Source organism: Methylobacterium thuringiense (genome assembly GCF_022179645.1).
GTDB lineage: Bacteria > Pseudomonadota > Alphaproteobacteria > Rhizobiales > Beijerinckiaceae > Methylobacterium > Methylobacterium thuringiense.
On the sequence record NZ_BPRA01000006.1, the window covers coordinates 159510 to 176202 of the forward strand.

The window sequence follows — 16693 nt, forward strand, 5'->3', positions numbered from 1 at the left end:
CTCGTAACGCGTCCCGCCGGTGTCCCACACCGAACCGGCGGACCGGCGCACGACGCGAGACGCGGACAGCGCAGATCGGAACGCCGGGGAGGATGGGATCCATCCTCCCTTTCGTCATTCCAGGGAGCGGCTTCCGCACGGAGGCGCCCGAGGAGCGGACGCGATGTTCCCCGATCTGACCCGAGACGACGTCTTTCGCATCGAGACCCGGCGGCTCTGGCTGCGCTGGCCGCGGGCCCGCGACGCGGCGGCGATCGTACGGCTCGCCGGCGAGCAGGCGGTCGCCGAGATGACGGCGCGGATCCCGCATCCGATCGAGCCGCTCGGAACCGACTCTTTCGTCATTGAGGCCCGGCGCGCAAACGCGGAGGGCGAGTCGCTGACGATGGCGCTGGCCCTGCGCTCCGCACCGACCGCGCTGATCGGCATCGTCTCGATCCACGCCGATCCGGACGCGTCCGGTCCGCATCTCGGCTACTGGCTCGGCGTTCCGCATTGGGGCGCGGGCCTGATGAGCGAGGCGGCAGAGACGCTGGTGAACGCCTATTTCGCCTATGCGGGCGGGACCGAACTGACCTCGGCGGCGATCACGTCCAACGCGGCCTCGCGGCGGGTGCTGGAGAAATGCGGCTTCGTACGGCAGGGTTCGGCCCGGCAGTCGTTCCCCGCACGCGGCGGCGAACGCGACGTCGACCTGTTCCGGCTGACACGCGCCGGATGGTCGGCCACACGGAGCGACGGGTGATCGGATGAGGCGGCTCGGCATCATCGGGGTAGGGATTGCGGCCATCGCCCTGGTGGCGGCTGCAGCGTTCGCGCTTCGCCCGCATCGGGACGTGCCGGCTCCCGATGCCGCCAAGCCTGAGGCTGCCCTATCGGATGCCGCGAAGCTGGAGGCGGCCGCCAGGAAGGGCGCGGTGCCGACGCTTTATTGCGAGTTCACGAATTTCGCGGACCGGACGCCGCTGGTTGGCTTTTACTTCACCATCGAGGAGGGTGGCCCGAAGCCCGTCTACGCGCAGGTCTTCCAGCGCGAGCAGGACGGGACGCAGGACGATTTCGGCGGGGCCACCGCGCCGCGCCCGGAATGGTCCTATGACGGTAGCGAGAGCCCGGCCGTCATCCATTCGCCCGACGACGCCATGCAGATCAACGTCTACGATTACGACCCGTCGAAGCCCGGCACGAACTGGTTCGAGGCCGGCCTTCGCAGCGTCCGGTACCGCAACCTTGGCGGCAAGTGCCGCCACAGCACAGCATAATGTGGGTGGCCCTCGATGCTGACGCCTCGAGGGCCGTCCGCCGCATGAGCGGCCACGCGCAGTCGCGCTTGCCAATGGCCAGCGACTGGAAAGCTCGGGCCGGATGGCCATTGGTATGAAACGAGAACAGCCGTGAAATTCCTCGACGAAGCCAAGGTCTATGTCCGCTCCGGAGACGGCGGGCGCGGCTGCGTCGCGTTCCGGCGCGAGAAGTTCATCGAGTTCGGCGGCCCGAACGGCGGCGACGGCGGGCGCGGCGGCGACGTCTTCGTCGAATGCGTCCAGGGCCTCAACACCCTGATCGACTACCGCTACCAGCAGCATTTCAAGGCCAAGAAGGGCGAGCACGGCATGGGCTCGAACTGCCACGGGGCCAAGGGCGCGGATACGGTGCTCAAGGTCCCCGAGGGCACGCAGATCATCGCCGAGGACGGCGAGACCTTGATCGCGGACCTCACGCAGGTCGGCCAGCGCGTGCGCCTCGCCAAGGGCGGCAACGGCGGCTTCGGCAACGCCTACTTCACCACTTCCACCAACCGCGCGCCGAAGCACGCCAATCCGGGCCTCGAAGGCACGGAGATGTGGATCTGGCTGCGCCTCAAGCTCATCGCCGATGCCGGCCTCGTCGGCCTGCCCAACGCCGGCAAGTCGACGTTCCTGGCCAGCGTCACCGCCGCCAAGCCCAAGATCGCCGACTACCCGTTCACGACCCTGCATCCGGGTCTCGGCGTGGTCCGCTCGGACGAGCGCGAGTTCGTGCTCGCCGACATCCCCGGCCTGATCGAGGGCGCGCACGAGGGCGTCGGCCTCGGCGACAAGTTCCTGGCCCATGTCGAGCGCTGCCGCGTGCTGCTGCACCTCGTCGAAGGCACCTCCGAGCATGCCGGCAAGGCCTACAAGATGGTGCGCGGCGAGATCGAGGCCTACGGCCACGGCTTGGCCGACAAGCCGGAACTCGTCGCGCTCTCCAAATGCGACGCCCTCGATCCGGAGACGCTGAAGGAGCAGAAAGCCCGGCTGAAGCGGGCCTGCAAGAGCACGCCGCTGGTGCTGTCCTCCGTGTCAGGGCAGGGCGTCCAGGATGCTCTGCGGGCGATCCAGGCCACGATCGGCACGCACGAGGCCCAGCTGGCAGAGGCCTCGCCGGCACCGGCCTGGGAGCCGTGATGGACGGGTTTCAGTCGTCCTTGGTCTGCAGGTAGGTCCGGCTAGCCTCCGTCTTGAAACTGGCAGCCGCGAGGTCGATCCGGTCGCCCGGTTCGTCGGCCGCATCGTAGGCTTGGCTCGCCGTCGCCTCGATCACCTCCCGAAGCGTCTCGAAATCGGCGAGCGGTTCGAGCCGGCTCTCGCCGAATTCCGAGCGCATCACGGAGAGCGGCAGGTTCACCGTGACCATCCGGTCTCCTGCGGCCATGGTGAAGCGGATCGAGGTGCCGTCCTCCGGCGGGATATGCGAGCCGCCGTCGAGATGTCGCTGCAGCGGCATGGTCACGTCCTGATGAGATCGGCCCCCGAGCAATTCGGCGGCGTCCATCGAAAATAGTCGCGCTGTTCTCGACAACAATCGGCCGCGACACCGACGCCGCCGATCGCTGCGTCATTTCGATGCGACGACCATGCGCCGCAATCGGGGAACGCCGGCTCTCGCGAGAGCTTCCCTCGCCGCGTCGGCTGCCGTCGCAGCCGACTTTTGGAGCGTTGTTCGATGCGGATTTCCTACCTGTTGCCGGCTTGTCTCATGCTCGGCGCGACGACCGCGCCAGCCCTGGCCATCTCGTGCAAGGAGGACATCAGCACGATCGAGCGGCGTCTGGACAGCGCCGGTGCCGAGAAGGTCACGGGCAAGGAACCCGCAGGCGGTGCCACGTCTTCGAACTCGCCCAAGGCGCTCGACAAGGCTCCCGACGGCAAGCCCTCCGATCCCACCACGCAGTCCACGGCCGGCGGCGTAGCGGAGGCCCGCAAGCTCCTCGACACGGCCAAGGCCCAGGACAAGGCCGGCGACGAAAAGGCCTGCCAGGACACGATCACCCAGGTGAAGGAGAAGGCCGGCGCGCTGCCGTAGTGCGAACCGGAACTTTCGCTCACGCCTGAGATAGAAGTGGCGATCGGCGCTCGTCCGGTCGCGCTTCCGGCGCCGCCGCCGCTTTCAAATCGCCGGCCGTACGATGTCCGCTAGACCCATCTTTTGGCCACCGCGGACGATTCCGCGATACTGAAATCGATCCGGTACAGCACGAGCCCGGTATGGTCCGTGACCTCCAGGCGCCACTCGTTGCCGAGCTTGGTTCTGCGGCCTTCGTCCACCATCAACTCCCCCGCGAGGCGAATTGCCATCGTGCGGGCGGCCTCGTGATCCTCCAGTTCGGTGCCGGCGTCGTCGCGGGCGGTGTAGCCGTCATAGATGTTGAAGTGAAAACGAGGCATGGGGCGCAGGGTTGGGAAAAGGCGAGAGCCTGTCGCCCTCCGCCGCCGACGCCTCGGGATTGCCGGCCGGCGATGTGCATCAATCGGATCGCAACCGGGCGGTTCCTGTATTTTTCCCGACAGAACCGCTGTCGTGTCTCGAGAGTCGGACGGCTATACGACGAGCGGTCTAGGGCTCACGGAGCCCTGGCGGCGTCTGTCGGCCCGTCCAGCGCCGAGAGGATTTTGTGCGCGGCCTTTACGCGGTTTGGGATCGGATAGTTCCGGTTCGCCAGCATGACGAGCCCGATCCGCTTGGCCGGCACGAAGGCGACATAGGCGCCGAAGCCATTGGTCGAGCCGGTCTTGTCGAGCAGCATGCCGGGGTTGGGTGACAGCGGCGGATCGAGCCGCACGACCGGGTTGGCTTCGAGGATCACCCCAGCCGCATTGCCCGCGAGCAGAGTGTCGAGGTCGGCCGGATCGGCATACATCTCCCAGCCGAGGCCCTGCACCATGCCTCCGAGCTTGAAATAGCCGGTTTGCGTCGTGCGGATCGCGCGTCCGAGCATGTCGTCCAGTCCAGAGGGATCGATGTTCGCTTCGACGAAGCGGAGCATATCGCCGGCCGTCGTCTTGATGCCGTAGGCCTCGGAATCCAGCATGCCCGGCGCCACCCGGACGGGCTTGTCGTCCTTCGCATAGCCGTAGGCGTAGTCTCCCATGCGAGCCGGAGGCACCGTCACGAAAGTGCTGCTTAGCCCGAGGGCCGGGAACAGCTTGCCCTCCAGGAGTTCGCCGAAGGGCCGGCGCATGCTCGCGGCGGCGATGAAGCCGAACAGGCCGATACTGGTGTTGGCGTAGAGCCGGTGCGTGCCGGGGGCGTAGCGCGGTCGCCAGCCCCGGTAGAAGGCGATCATCCCGTCATGGCTGGTCACGGCGTCGGGAAACTGCAGGGGCAGGCCGCCGGCCGTATACGTGCCGAGATCGAGCAGGCTGATACCGTCGAAGGCGCTGCCTGCGAGCGCCGGCAGATGCTTGCTGGCCGCCTCGGAGAACGACAGGGCGCCGGTCGCCTGCGCGTAGGCGGCGAGGGTCGCCGTGAAGGTCTTGCTGACCGAGCCAAGCTCGAACAGCGTCTCGCCGGTGACCGTCCCGCCGGTTTCCTTGTTGGCGACACCGAGGTTCACCACGTGGCGGCGGCCCCCCACCACGACCCCGACCGCCATGCCCGGAATGGCGTTCTCGGCCATGAGCGGACGGATGACGTCGGTGACGATGCGCCGGATCCGATCGCCGTCGGGACCGTCGGCCGAAGCCGCGTTGACGCTGCCGAGGAGGCAGGCGGCGGCGATCAGCGCACGCCGTGCTGCCAGGATGAGGGGGAGGCCGGCAGCGTTGCGCACCGCGCCTCCAATGGTCCGCGGGCTCGACCGTTCTTTCGCGCGTGTCATGATGAAAGAGTAGCGGCTCATGTCGGATCGCCGCGTGCGATCCCTCACGAACGAAAAAGGCCCCGGCAGCGCTGCCGGGGCCTTTCGATGTTTGGCTGCTTCGCAGGGATCAGCGACGGTCGCCGAGCAGGGAGAGCAGGAACTGGAACATGTTGATGAAATCCAGGTACAGCGTCAATGCGCCGTTGACGGACATTTTCGCCGCGCCTTCGGCATCCGCGCCGCTGTAGAGGTACATCTCCTTCAGCTTCTGGGTGTCGTAGGCGGTGAGGCCCGCGAAGATCAGCACGCCGAGCACCGAGATCGCGAACTGCAGGGCCGAAGAGGCCAGGAAGATGTTCACGACCGAGGCGATGATGATGCCGATCAGGCCCATGATCAGGAACGAGCCCATGCCCGAAAGGCTGCGCTTCGTGGTGTAGCCGTAAAGGCTGATGCCCGCGAAGGTGGCCGAGGTGATGAAGAACACCCGCACGACGCTGGCGCCCGTGAACACGAGCATCAGGGTCGACATCGAGGCGCCCATCACCGCCGCGAACGCCCAGAACATCGTCCGCGCGGAGGCGGCCGACATCCGGTCCATCCGGAAGGAGAAGACGAAGATGAAGGCCAACGGCGCGAACATCAGCACCCACTTGAAGGGGCTGGTGTAGAGGAACTGGCCGAACGGCGTCAGCAGGGGCTTGGAGCCCTGGTAGCTCGCGACGGCGGCCATGTTGATGGCGAGCGCCACGAGACCGGAGATCCCGAGGCCGACGACCATGTTGTTGTAGACGCCGAGCATGAAGCTACGCAGGCCCTGGTCGACCTCGACCTGCGGCGCCGCATAGCCCTGGGGCTGGGCGCCCTGGCGGAACGGAGAGTTTTCGAATGCCATGAAAGTTTCCTTTGGAAGCCTTCTCAGCGTGGGATGGAGGGCCGCACGCGATACCTGTGGCCCCTCGCAAGGGCCTCATGCTGAAATATGTTCCGTTGCACTGCCATAAACAAGAGCCCCGTCGAGCTTGCCCGCGCGAAATCCGAGCACGGTTCGGCCCAGGTTTTCATCCCGAACAACAGCGTTAAGACTTGATTTCTCGACGGCTGACCAAGTTTTCGCGGAGGGGGGCGCCCGATCTCGCAAGACCGTCCTCGACCTCTCACCGCTGCCGGTCGATCGGTTCGGTCGATGAAGGCGCTCTCCTCCCCACAAGGGGGAGGAGAGGACATGCGTGGCCCGTTTCGATCGACCGGAAACGGTATGCGAGGGGGAGGATAGTGTCCGTATCGACCGTCGCGATCGATCACGTAAGACTCAGAACTGACGCAGGTACGGCGCCGGTTTCTGTCCGAGGATGCGCCAGGTACCGGCGAGCCCGATCGCGACGGAGAGGATCACGGCGCTCGCCGCAGCGACGAGAGCGCCGCTCAGGTCGAGGCCGAAGTCGAGACGCATGACCTTGGTGACGATGACCCAGCCGGCGAGCGTACCGGCCAGCAGCCCGAACAGCGCAGCACTGAGCCCGAGCGCGCCGTACTCGATCCCGTAGGCGATCATCAGCCGACGGCGGCTTGCACCCAGCACCTTCAGCACCACGGCGTCGTAGAGCCGCGCCCGGTGCCCGGCCGCGATGGCGCCGGCCAGGACGAACAGACTCGCCAGCACCGCCACCACGCTCGCCCCGCGGATCGCCAGGGTGAGCTTGTGGACGAGCCGGTCGATCGTCTCCAGCGCGTCCTTGACCCGCACACTCGTCACCGAGGGGAACGCCTTGGCCACGTCCCGCAGGACTGTTGCCTCCAGCGCCGGATCGGGGCCGCCCGGCAGCGTCAGCGTAGCGAGGTCCGAATGCGGCGCCCCGCGAAACGTGCCGGGCGAGAACACCATCACGAAGTTGATGCCCAGCGAGCGCCACTCGACCTTGCGGAAATTCGCGATGGTCGTGGTCAGCGTCCGGCCGAGCACGTTGACGGTGACGGTGCTGCCGATCTTGAGCCCGAGCGCCTTGCCGAGGTCGGCCTCGAACGAAAGCTTCGGGGTCTTGCCCTCCTCCTCGGTCCACCACTGCCCGTCGGTGAGTTTCGAGCCATCGGGCAGGCTGTCCGCGGTGGTGATGCCGCGGTCGCCGTCGAGCACCCAGGCTGCGTCCTCCGGCGGCTTGATCTGCTCCACCGGCACGCCATCCAGCGCCGTGATGCGCCCGCGCAGCATCGGCACCCGCTCGAGCTTGGCCGCCGGCGCCTTGCCCTGGAGGAACCCCGTGAACGCGTCGGCGTCGCGCGAGGGCACGTCGAGGAAGAACAGGTTCGGCGCCTTGCCCGGCAGGGTGTTGGTCAGCGCGCGGGTGATGTTGGCGTCGATGACGCTGAGCGTCACCAGCAGCGTCACCCCAAGCCCCAGCGACAGGATGATCGCCGGGGTCAGCGCGCCGGGGCGGTGCAGGTTGGCAAGCGCCATCCGCGGCCCTGCCGCCCGCGGATGCGGCAAGCGCCTTGCCCCCGCCATCAGACCGATCGCGACGAGGCGAAGAAGCCCGAAGGCGAGCGCTGCCGCTGCCATGAAGATCAGCGCGATCTTCCGGTCGAAGGCGGTGGCCAGGGCCAGTCCGGCCAGCGCCAGCAGGGCCGCCCCCAGGATCGCCTTGTAGCGCAGCCGCGTGCGCTGCGCCGACGGGTCGACGGTGTCGCGAAACAGGCCTGAGACCGGGATGTCGTGAGCGCGGCCGAGCGGCAGGATCGCGAAAGCGAGCGCCGTCAGTAGGCCGTAGGCGGCGGCCAGCGCGAGTTCGCCGGGGGCGAGCGTCGGCTCCAGAGGCAGCGGCAGGGAATCGCGAAACAGCGCGTCGATCAGGAACGGCATCGCCGCGCCGATGCTCAGCCCGATCGCTATGCTGAAGGCGGCGATCAGCATCACCTGCGTCAGGTAGAGCACGACGACCTGCGAGCCCGGCGCGCCGACGCTCTTTAGTGTCGCGATCGAGCCGCGCTTGCGCTCGACGAAGGCGCTGACGGCGTTCGCCACACCGACGCCGCCCACGATCAGGGCGGTGAGCCCGACCAGCGTCAGGAACTGCGTGAAGCGCTCGACGCTCTTGGCGAAGCGCGGGTCGGCATTGAGACGCGAGCGCACCTCCCAGCCGGCATCGGGTAGCGCCTTGCCGATGGCGTGGCTCGCAGCCTCCAGCTCCGGGTCGGTGGCGGCGGGAAGCTGGAGCCGGTAGCTCCAGCGGTTGAGGCTACCCGGCTCGCCGAGGCCGGTCGCCCGCAACGCCTCCATCGCAACGATCAGGCGCGGGCCGAAGCCGATGCCGGCGGAGATGGAGTCGGGTTCCGTCACCAGCGCGGCCCGGATCTCCAGCGGCTTGCCGGCCACGGTGATGCGATCGCCGACCTTGAGGCCGAGGCGGGTGAGCAGGACGGGGTCGGCCACGGCGCCGAAGACGCCGTCGCGCGTCGCCAGCAAATCGGCCACGGGTGCCGCCGGGTCGGTGGCGAGGCTGCCGACGGCCGGATAGCCCCCATCCACCGCCTTCAGCTCGACGAGGGCCGCACTGCCATCGGTCGCCACCGCCATCGCCCGCATCGTCGCGACGACGGAGACGCGCCCTTGGCCCTCGAGGATCGCGGTCTCGGCGGTCGTCGCCTCGCGGTTGATCAGGCTGTAGGTGAGGTCGCCGCCGAGGATGCGCCGGCCCTCGCGGCCGAGGCCGTCGCCGAGCGAGCGCGAGATCGAGGTCACGCCGGCGATCGCCGCGACGCCGATGGCGATGCAACTGATGAACACGACGAAGCCGGAGAGGCCGCCGCGCAGTTCGCGCAGTGCGAGGCGCAGCGTGAGGGGCAGGCCGGAGAGCGGACCGCGCAGGGGGCGGCCGGGCTGTGGCGATGGCAGGGTGCCATGCATGGCGTCGGCCCTCACGCGATCCGCTGGAATGGACGCCGCATCACGCCGCCACCGGCTCCTCGACCCGGCCCGCCCGCAGGCGGACCGTCCGGTCGCAGAGGCGCGCGAGGCCCGGATCGTGGGTCACGAGCACCAGGGTCGCGCCGCGCTCGCGCTTCAACGTGAACAGCAGGTCGACGATGCCGCGGCCGGTCGCCTCGTCGAGATTGCCGGTGGGCTCGTCGGCGACGAGGATCGCCGGATTCGGCGCGAGCGCGCGGGCGACGGCGACGCGCTGCTGCTCGCCGCCGGAGAGCTGGGCCGGATAGTGATGCAGCCGGTGGCCGAGGCCGACGGCGTCGAGTTCGGCGGCGGCGCGGGCCTGGGCGTCGGGTGCGTCGGCGAGTTCGAGCGGCAGCGCCACGTTCTCCAGCGCCGTCATGGTCGGCACCAGGTGGAACGCCTGGAACACGATGCCGATGTTGCGGCCCCGGAAGCGGGCCAGCGCATCCTCGTCGAGGCCGCCGAGATCGGTGCCGGCCACCGTGATCCGTCCGGAATCCGGCCGCTCGAGCCCGGCCATCACCATCAGCAGCGTGGACTTGCCCGAACCCGAGGGCCCGACGAGACCGACAGCCTCGCCCTTCGCCACGTCGAGCGCGATGCCGCGCAGCACATGCACCCGCGAGGGGCCGCGCCCGAGGCTGAGATCGATCCCGGACAGGATGACGGCCTTGTCGCTCACGACGGGACGACCGATGTGTGCGCGGATGGGGAAAGCATCATCGGCGAAAGGCTGGGTCCAGTGGGAGTTGCTTCGGGAATCGTCCGGCGCCTTGTGTCACGCATCGCGGACACGGGCGAGGCCTCCATGCCCCGCGAGGCTCCGCATGTGGGGTGGCGGCCTGGCCGCCGCACGGCCGCGCTGGCACTCCTCTTTGCCGCAGTCACGCTTGGCGACCCGATGAGCAGCGCCCGCGCCGCCCGCCCGCTCAAGCTCGTCGCCCTCGGCGACAGCCTCACCGCCGGTTACATGCTGCCGGCCGAATCCGCCTTCCCGGTGCTGCTGGAGAAGGCGTTGAAGGCCCGGGGCCACGATGTCGGCATCGCCAACGCCGGCGTCTCGGGCGACACCTCCACCGGCGGCCTCGACCGCCTCGACTGGTCGGTGCCGGACGGGACCGACGGCGTCATCCTCGAACTCGGCGCCAACGACATGCTGCGCGGCACCGATCCGGCCGTCACCCGCAAGGCGCTCGACACGATCATCGCGCGGCTGAAGCAGCGCGGTATCCCCGTGCTGCTTGCCGGCATGCGCGCCTCGACCAATCTCGGACCGGACTACGTGCAGACCTTCGACGCGATCTATCCCGATCTCGCCGGCCGCTACGGCCTGGTGCTCTACCCGTTCTTCCTGAACGGCGTCGCGGGCGATGCCGCCCTGGCCTTGCCGGACAGGCTGCATCCGAACGCGAAGGGCGTCGCGCGGATCGTCGAGAGCATCCTGCCATCGGTGGAGAGCTTCTTGGCGCGCCTCCAGCCGGGCGCACACTGAGTGCCGCGGCTGTTCACGGGGCTGGAGATTCCTGCAGACGTCGTCGATCGGTTGAGTGCGTTCTGCGGCGGGCTGCCCGGTGCGCGCTGGGTCGACGAAGACGACCTGCACATCACCCTGCGCTTTCTCGGCGACGTCGACATCGACACGGCGAACGCGGTGCATGCCCTCTTGGAAGAGGCGCGTCCCCGCGCGCCGATCGCGATCGAACTCGACGGCCTCGCGATCTTCGGCGGGACCAAGCCGCGCGCCGTTTACGCGTCCGTCGCCACCAACACCGAACTCGCCGACCTGCAGGCCGAGCACGAGCGCATCGCCCGCCATGCCGGCCTCGACCCCGAACCGCGAAAGTTCACGCCGCACGTGACGCTGGCCCGGCTCAACCGCAGCACGGGGGCGGAGGCCGTCGCCCACTACCTCACGCAGACCGGCATCTTTTCGCGCGTGAGCTTCACGGCCAGGCGGGCGGCGCTGTTTTCGGCGCGGGCCTCGCGGGGCGGCGGCCCGTACGTCGTGGAGACGGCGTATCCGTTCGTTCTCGGCGAAGCCTAGAGCGCTTTCCGACCAAGCGGATACCGGTTGGTCGAAAGAAATCGCGGCAAAACACAGCCTTACAGACGCCGAGCCGATGCAATCGGATCGGATACGGCTCTCGATCGCCTGCGTTCATCGCTTTTCAGCGGCGCTTGCCCGAAGCTCAGGGGCAGTAGCGTAGCGGGCGGCCGAAAGGGTCGTTGCGGCCGAGGCCGGGACGGAAGCCGTAATAGCTCGGTTTGCCGAGGCCGTATTCCGAACCGACATAGCTCGGATCGTCCGGCGCATCGGTCGGCACCGGGACACGCCAGGGTGCGCAGCCGGCGAGGCGCCGCCGGGCCGGTCGCGGCACCAGGACAGCGGCATCGGCCTCGCCTTCGCCGCGCGGGAAGTACCGGGGGCCGGGGGCGGCCAGCGGTTCGTCGACGAAGTCGGGGAAATCGGCAGCCAGCACGCTGGCGCTGAAGCCGAGCGACACGCCGAGCGTGAACGGCAGCAGGGCGCGGCCGGCGGCCCTCCATCGTGCAGCGTGCATCGTCGACTCCGTGCCAGAGCGCGCGACCCTGCCACGGCATGGTGAACGCAAAGTTACCGGCTGCGCCCGTAGCGACTACAGGTGTCGCCGAAATACAACACGGTCTGGCGCTTGAAAAGTACGGCGGATGAAGGCCGCTCCGGCAACGTCAAACCTTTGATAGCCACGTTGCATCGACACGTCGGAGCCGAAAAATCATCCGCCGCCGTCCGGCCGTTTCCCGATCGACCCTGCGGTTCCGATTGCGGCTGTGCAATCTCCACTCAAGCAGGTGAAGTATTTTTGTGACTGTCTCCGCAAGAATCAAATTCTGCTTTTGCACGTCAAGTAAAGAATAATTGTCTTTCCACTTGTTTACGGATCAAGTCCTCTTGATTTGCCTACAAGATCCCGATTAATACCGATTTTGTGCGCAGATCGCTCATGCGTCTTCATGCGTTGAGGATGTATGAGTACGTCGTGTGGCCGGTCGAGGGAGCGTTGCGTTCGTTTCGGCTCGCCGAGCTCCACGCGATCGTATCATCGGCGCCGAAAACAGCATCGATACGGAGTCGCTTCGCGGCGTCCGTGTGTGGAGTCTATCTGTGACCCGTCTCACCTTGTTTGCGGCTCTCTTCGGAGCGCTCGTTCCATCCGCCGTGTCGGCCCAAGCCGTGTCCACTCAAGACGCGCCGGTAACGACCCCCGCGGCAGCCGGCGCGGCACCGCGAGCCAAGGCAAAATCGGTCAAGGCCGCGTCCGCCAAGGCCGCGTCCGCCAAGCCGGCGGCGGTTCCGGCCGCTCCGGGTCAGGCCCTGCAGCTCCGGCCGTTCTTCGCGCTCTACGAGGCCCTCGGCAAACCCGACGGCTGGAAGATCAACGGCTCGCTCCGGCCGCGGTTCGAAGGCCTCGGGGGACAGTTTCGGCCCTCGCCCGTGCCCGGCACCAACGACGTGTTCACGATGCAGGCGACCCTGTTCGCCGAGTACGACACCGGCCCGGTCCGTATCGGCGGCGAAATCTTCGATAGCCGCGCCTACTTCCAGCGCCGCAATTCGAACTCCATCGCCACCACCGAGGTGAATGCGCTGGAATTGGGTCAGGCCTATCTCGGCTTCGACCTCGAAGACGCCGTGGGCGCGGGCACGACGAGCACGTTGCAGGTCGGCCGCTTCACGCAGAACATCGGATCGCGCCGCCTGATCGCCCGCAACCAGTTCCGCAACACCATCAACAGCTTCACCGGCGTCGCCTACGACTGGCAGAATGCGGACAAGGACCAGCTTCGCCTGTTCTACACCCTGCCGCATTTCCGCGAGCCCAGCGACCGCGCCGGCATCCTGAGCAACAGCGTCGCGTTCGACCACGAAGGCTTCGATGCGCAGTTGTTCGGCGGCATCTTTACGAAGGCGAACGTGCTCGGCGGAATCCTGGAGGCCTACGGCTACGGCTTCATCGAGCGCGACGAGGGCAGCCAGCTCGAAGGCATCCAGACGCGGGACCGGCGCCTGTTCACGCCGGGCTTCCGGCTCTATCGCGCCCCAAAGGCCGGCCAGTTCGACCATGAGCTCGAAGCGATCTTCCAGACCGGCGTCGCCCGCAACACGGCGGCGATCACGGACGTCACCGACGTGCCGGTCAAGGCCTACTTCGTTCATGCCGAGGCCGGCTACACCTTCGACGCGCCGTGGGTACCGCGGATCTCGGCCGTTTACGACCACGCCAGCGGTGACGGCAGCAATCCGAACAGCAACAACCGGTTCGATACGCTGTTCGGCGCACGGCGCTTCGATTACGGGCCGACCAGCCTCTACGGCCCGGTGCAGCGTGCCAACCTGATCTCGCCGGGCATCCGCTTCGAGATCGCGCCGGACCCGGTCTGGGACGCCTTCGTCGCCTATCGCGGTCTCTGGCTGGAGGACCCGACCGACAGCTTCGCCGCAACCGGCATCCGTGACCGCACCGGCCAGTCGGGAAGCTTCGCAGGCCAGCAGATCGAGGCGCGCCTGCGCTACTGGGTCGTGCCGCGCTCGATCGTGATCGATACCGGCGCAGCCTACCTCATCAAGGGCGACTTTTTGCGGAACGCCCCCAACGCGCCGAACACCGGCGATACGATCTACGGGTATCTGACGACGACGTTCTTCTTCTAAGCGGACGCGAAGGTATTCAGCGACCACCTGCCGTCATCCCGGGGCTCGCCGCGCAGGCGAGAACCCGGGATCCACCCGGGATGCACCGTTGGAGCAAGCCGTCGAGGCAAGTTTTGGGTTCCGGGTCCCGCTTCGCGGCCCCGGAATGACGTGGAAGGACGCGGCCCGCCGGCTCAGCCGAAATGGCTGGCCAGGATCTCGCGGACCCGCTCGACCATCTCGGCGACAGGCACCGAGACCTGGGCCGGCCGGGCGGCCTTCCACTCGGCGTTGCTGGCGATGCTCTCGGCGGCCTTGGCGCCCGCGATCAGATCCTTGATCTGGATCTCGCCGGCCTCGCGCTCGTTCGAGCCCTGGATCAGGGCGATCGGCGAGCGGCGGCGGTCGGCGTATTTCATCTGCGCCTTCATGCCCGACGCACCGAGATAGAGCTCGGCCCGGATGCCGGCGTTGCGGAGTGCCGCAACGTGGGCCTGATATTCGGCGATGTTTTCGCGATCGAGCACGAGCACCACGACGGGACCGGGCTTCGCGGTGCCTTCGAGCAGCGGGCTCTTCACGAGTTGCAGCGCCGAGAACAACCGGGAGACACCGATGGAGAAGCCCGTGGCCGGCACCGGCTCCGAGCGGAAGCGGCCGACCAGCCCGTCGTAGCGGCCGCCGCCCGCGACCGAGCCGAAGCGCACGGTCTGGCCGTCCTCGTTCTGGACCGGGAAGGTCAACTCGGCCTCGTAGACCGGGCCGGTATAGTATTCGAGACCGCGGACGACGGAGGGGTCGGCGCGGACGCGGTCCTGCCCGTAGCCCGCCGCCGTGCAGAGCCGCATGATCGTGTGCAGTTCGGCGATGCCCTCGCGGCCGGTTTCGGAGTCGCCGACGACATCCTGCCAGGTGCCGAACAGCTTTTCCCAGAAGGTCATGCGGTCGCCGCCCTCGTGCGGCGCGGCCTCGAACGAGACGTAGGCGAGGATGCGCTCGATCGCGTCGGCGCCGAGGCCCGCGCCCTTGGTGAAGTCGCCGCTCTCGTCCTTGCGGCCGGAGCCGAGCAGCAGGCGCACGCCGTCGGCGCCGAGCCGGTCGAGCTTGTCGATGGCGCGCAACACGGTGAGCCGCTGGCCGGCCTTGTCCGCGCCGGCGAGCCCGCAGGCCTCCATGACGCCGTCGAGCACCTTCCGGTTGTTGACCTTGACCACGTATTGGCCGGCCAGGCCGAGCCGGTCGAGCGTGTCGGCCATCAGCATGCAGACCTCGGCATCCGCCGCGACCGAGGCCGCGCCGACGATGTCGGCGTCGAATTGCATGAACTGGCGGAAGCGGCCCGGACCCGGCTTCTCGTTGCGGAAGACGTAGCCCGCCCGGTAGCTGCGATACGGCTTCGGGATCGCGTCGAAATGTTCGGCGACGTGGCGGGCGAGCGGCGCGGTCAGGTCGTAGCGCAGGCTGAGCCACTGCTCGTCGTCGTCCTGGAACGAGAACACGCCCTCGTTCGGCCGGTCGAGATCGGGCAGGAACTTGCCGAGCGCCTCGGTGTACTCGACGAACGGCGTTTCGAGTCCTTCGAACCCGTAGAGTTCGAAGGCCTGCTTGATCGTCTCCAACATGCGGTGCTGGGCGACGATCTCGGTTTCGCTGCGGTCGAGAAAGCCGCGCGGCAGCCGCGCCTTGGGTTTGTCGCCCGTCATGTGGATGTCGATCGTTCTGGAGGCCGGAGGCTGGACCCCGGCTCTATCGCAGGGGCCGGTCCGGCGGCAAGCGAAGGCGGAGTCGGACCAGCGCCGGCCCCATCATCGCCGCATGGCGATGATCATCAGGCCGGAATAGGCGAGGGCGGCTGCCATGAGGGACAGGGGCGCGAGGCCGAGGAGCAGGATGTCCATGCCCACCATGAACGCCATCCGCAGCTGTGTCGTCGAGCCGACGTTCGGTCGCTGCGTCACCGCTACCCACGTCGGGAGAGCGATTCCGAAGGGCGACGAGCCCTGCTCATCGCCCTTCGGCTGGCCCTTTGCGTACGCGACTGCGCGGCGGCGGCCATCTGCCGAAAGCGTCGATCGCGACCAGCGGTCGGGATCGAGGCAGGCCGGTGTAAGCCACGGTTAACCATGACGACCGAACCTCCCTACCTCCGGAGACAGCCGCGAGGGCGTCGCGTGCGCAGTCTGCTTTTCCTGGTTCTCGCCGGCTCGTCCTTGGTCGCGCCGCCGGCCTTCGCCGAGGAACCGCTGTTCCTGCGGATCCGCCCGAGCGACGACGACGCGGCGGTCGCGGCGCGGGCGCGGGCCTTGCGGGAGGCGGTTTGGGCGCGTAGCGACCGTCGCGCACGCATCGCCATCGCGTCGGTCTGCACCGGATGCCTGAAGCCGCTTCCGTCCGCTCCTCCGGGAGACCGCGACGGCGCCACCGCCGGATCGATCGCCGACCCGCCTTCCGCCCCCGCCACAGCAGGTGACCCATGACGCAGTCCCATCCGACCACCGGCGCGGAACCCGACGTGGATTGCCCCGTCTCCCTGGAGCTGCTGGGCCAAGTCTACCGGGCCGACGATTACGACCTGCCCTATATCCTGGAAGAGATTCAGCCGCTGCTGCGCGCCCGGCTCGCGGGTTATCTCTACAGCAAGAGCCACATGCACCAGCTCGGCCTCAAGGTGGCCCGCTCTTGCGAGCGCGACGACCTGATCCGCGCGATGGGCGAGATCGGCTCGGTCATCCACGGCCAGGCCTCGTTGAAGCCCGCCCCCGTGGCCGTGGACCCGAAAGCGCCGCCGCCGCCGAAGAAGATCAGCCTCGGCGGGGCGCAGGCGAAACCCCCGGCCAAGAAGATCAGCCTCGGCGGTTCGGCCGCCAAGGGCCGCAACTTCGACTTCGATTGAGGCGCACGGATTGAGGCGCACGGCGGAACGTATCGGGCCAAGCGGGACTTTAGAGCCGTACCCGACCCGATTGCATCGGGC

The 16693-nt window shown here is 68.1% G+C and carries 18 protein-coding genes; 9 read left to right on the plus strand and 9 right to left on the minus strand.

Features of this window, described 5'->3' with window-relative positions:
* Positions 1-163: 163 nt before the first annotated feature.
* The 3 genes from MFF07_RS07380 to obgE all read left to right on the plus strand — a co-directional run bounded on the left by MFF07_RS07380 (position 164) and on the right by obgE (position 2429).
* On the plus strand, positions 164-745 hold the full coding sequence (locus MFF07_RS07380; RefSeq protein ID WP_147817883.1) for a GNAT family N-acetyltransferase: 582 nt from the start codon (positions 164-166) through the stop codon (positions 743-745).
* A 4-nt stretch (positions 746-749) separates the two neighbouring features.
* Positions 750-1262 carry a hypothetical protein gene (locus MFF07_RS07385; protein WP_238231345.1) on the plus strand — a complete coding sequence of 171 codons (513 nt, stop codon included), beginning with the start codon at positions 750-752 and terminating at the stop codon, positions 1260-1262.
* Between the two features lie 132 nt (positions 1263-1394).
* The gene (obgE, locus tag MFF07_RS07390) at positions 1395-2429 is read left to right on the plus strand and encodes a GTPase ObgE (RefSeq protein ID WP_238231347.1); all 1035 of its coding nucleotides are present in this window, start codon (positions 1395-1397) and stop codon (positions 2427-2429) included.
* Between the two features lie 10 nt (positions 2430-2439).
* Here obgE and MFF07_RS07395 read toward each other — a convergent pair whose 3' ends face one another.
* Positions 2440-2748 (minus strand): hypothetical protein, encoded by a 309-nt coding sequence (locus MFF07_RS07395; RefSeq protein WP_238231349.1) that lies wholly within the window; start codon positions 2746-2748, stop codon positions 2440-2442.
* 219 nt (positions 2749-2967) lie between these two features.
* Between MFF07_RS07395 and MFF07_RS07400 the strand changes: the two genes are divergently transcribed.
* Positions 2968-3327, plus strand: coding sequence for a hypothetical protein (locus tag MFF07_RS07400; protein ID WP_238231351.1), 360 nt, complete (start codon positions 2968-2970; stop codon positions 3325-3327).
* A gap of 110 nt (positions 3328-3437) precedes the next feature.
* Here MFF07_RS07400 and MFF07_RS07405 read toward each other — a convergent pair whose 3' ends face one another.
* From MFF07_RS07405 to MFF07_RS07425, 5 genes are all read right to left on the minus strand, one after another.
* Positions 3438-3689 (minus strand): DUF6894 family protein, encoded by a 252-nt coding sequence (locus MFF07_RS07405; RefSeq protein ID WP_147817878.1) that lies wholly within the window; start codon positions 3687-3689, stop codon positions 3438-3440.
* A 176-nt stretch (positions 3690-3865) separates the two neighbouring features.
* Positions 3866-5143: a class C beta-lactamase gene (gene ampC, locus MFF07_RS07410; RefSeq protein ID WP_238231353.1), complete on the minus strand. Its 1278-nt coding sequence runs from the start codon at positions 5141-5143 to the stop codon at positions 3866-3868.
* Between the two features lie 88 nt (positions 5144-5231).
* On the minus strand, positions 5232-5999 hold the full coding sequence (locus tag MFF07_RS07415; RefSeq protein WP_238231355.1) for a Bax inhibitor-1/YccA family protein: 768 nt from the start codon (positions 5997-5999) through the stop codon (positions 5232-5234).
* 417 nt (positions 6000-6416) lie between these two features.
* Positions 6417-9005, minus strand: a complete 2589-nt coding sequence (locus MFF07_RS07420) for an ABC transporter permease (RefSeq protein ID WP_238231508.1) — start codon at positions 9003-9005, stop codon at positions 6417-6419.
* A 40-nt stretch (positions 9006-9045) separates the two neighbouring features.
* Positions 9046-9729, minus strand: a complete 684-nt coding sequence (locus tag MFF07_RS07425) for an ABC transporter ATP-binding protein (protein ID WP_147818680.1) — start codon at positions 9727-9729, stop codon at positions 9046-9048.
* 126 nt (positions 9730-9855) lie between these two features.
* Here MFF07_RS07425 and MFF07_RS07430 point away from each other — a divergent pair, with 126 nt between their 5' ends.
* Complete coding sequence (locus MFF07_RS07430; RefSeq protein WP_373322269.1) at positions 9856-10539, plus strand: arylesterase; 684 nt, start codon at positions 9856-9858, stop codon at positions 10537-10539.
* On the plus strand, positions 10540-11091 hold the full coding sequence (gene thpR / locus MFF07_RS07435) for an RNA 2',3'-cyclic phosphodiesterase (RefSeq protein WP_238231357.1): 552 nt from the start codon (positions 10540-10542) through the stop codon (positions 11089-11091).
* 145 nt (positions 11092-11236) lie between these two features.
* Here thpR and MFF07_RS07440 read toward each other — a convergent pair whose 3' ends face one another.
* A complete protein-coding gene (locus tag MFF07_RS07440; protein ID WP_238231359.1) occupies positions 11237-11608 on the minus strand; it encodes a hypothetical protein in 372 nt (123 codons plus the stop codon).
* A gap of 584 nt (positions 11609-12192) precedes the next feature.
* Here MFF07_RS07440 and MFF07_RS07445 point away from each other — a divergent pair.
* Positions 12193-13740, plus strand: coding sequence for an alginate export family protein (locus MFF07_RS07445; protein ID WP_373322271.1), 1548 nt, complete (start codon positions 12193-12195; stop codon positions 13738-13740).
* Positions 13741-13913: 173 nt separating this feature from the next.
* On the opposite strand, the gene hisS is transcribed toward MFF07_RS07445, so the two are convergent.
* The gene (hisS, locus tag MFF07_RS07450; protein WP_238231363.1) at positions 13914-15422 is read right to left on the minus strand and encodes a histidine--tRNA ligase; all 1509 of its coding nucleotides are present in this window, start codon (positions 15420-15422) and stop codon (positions 13914-13916) included.
* Positions 15423-15524: 102 nt separating this feature from the next.
* Positions 15525-15677, minus strand: coding sequence for a hypothetical protein (locus MFF07_RS07455; RefSeq protein ID WP_238231364.1), 153 nt, complete (start codon positions 15675-15677; stop codon positions 15525-15527).
* A gap of 213 nt (positions 15678-15890) precedes the next feature.
* Between MFF07_RS07455 and MFF07_RS07460 the strand changes: the two genes are divergently transcribed.
* On the plus strand, positions 15891-16196 hold the full coding sequence (locus MFF07_RS07460; RefSeq protein ID WP_238231365.1) for a hypothetical protein: 306 nt from the start codon (positions 15891-15893) through the stop codon (positions 16194-16196).
* Positions 16193-16612: a hypothetical protein gene (locus MFF07_RS07465; RefSeq protein ID WP_238231367.1), complete on the plus strand. Its 420-nt coding sequence runs from the start codon at positions 16193-16195 to the stop codon at positions 16610-16612. Before MFF07_RS07460 ends, MFF07_RS07465 begins: the two co-directional genes overlap by 4 nt.
* The last annotated feature ends 81 nt before the right edge of the window (positions 16613-16693 follow it).

What these genes read in the sequence shown, in the direction of transcription:
- hisS (WP_238231363.1), bottom strand. Translation starts at nt 15,422, where the DNA reads ATGACGGGCGACAAACCCAAGGCGCGGCTGCCGCGCGGCTTTCTCGAC.
- MFF07_RS07420 (WP_238231508.1), bottom strand. Translation starts at nt 9,005, where the DNA reads ATGCATGGCACCCTGCCATCGCCACAGCCCGGCCGCCCCCTGCGCGGT.
- MFF07_RS07430 (WP_373322269.1), top strand. Translation starts at nt 9,856, where the DNA reads ATGCCCCGCGAGGCTCCGCATGTGGGGTGGCGGCCTGGCCGCCGCACG.
- MFF07_RS07400 (WP_238231351.1), top strand. Translation starts at nt 2,968, where the DNA reads ATGCGGATTTCCTACCTGTTGCCGGCTTGTCTCATGCTCGGCGCGACG.
- MFF07_RS07395 (WP_238231349.1), bottom strand. Translation starts at nt 2,748, where the DNA reads ATGCCGCTGCAGCGACATCTCGACGGCGGCTCGCATATCCCGCCGGAG.
- MFF07_RS07405 (WP_147817878.1), bottom strand. Translation starts at nt 3,689, where the DNA reads ATGCCTCGTTTTCACTTCAACATCTATGACGGCTACACCGCCCGCGAC.
- MFF07_RS07385 (WP_238231345.1), top strand. Translation starts at nt 750, where the DNA reads ATGAGGCGGCTCGGCATCATCGGGGTAGGGATTGCGGCCATCGCCCTG.
- ampC (WP_238231353.1), bottom strand. Translation starts at nt 5,143, where the DNA reads ATGAGCCGCTACTCTTTCATCATGACACGCGCGAAAGAACGGTCGAGC.
- MFF07_RS07415 (WP_238231355.1), bottom strand. Translation starts at nt 5,999, where the DNA reads ATGGCATTCGAAAACTCTCCGTTCCGCCAGGGCGCCCAGCCCCAGGGC.
- MFF07_RS07465 (WP_238231367.1), top strand. Translation starts at nt 16,193, where the DNA reads ATGACGCAGTCCCATCCGACCACCGGCGCGGAACCCGACGTGGATTGC.
- MFF07_RS07380 (WP_147817883.1), top strand. Translation starts at nt 164, where the DNA reads ATGTTCCCCGATCTGACCCGAGACGACGTCTTTCGCATCGAGACCCGG.
- MFF07_RS07440 (WP_238231359.1), bottom strand. Translation starts at nt 11,608, where the DNA reads ATGCACGCTGCACGATGGAGGGCCGCCGGCCGCGCCCTGCTGCCGTTC.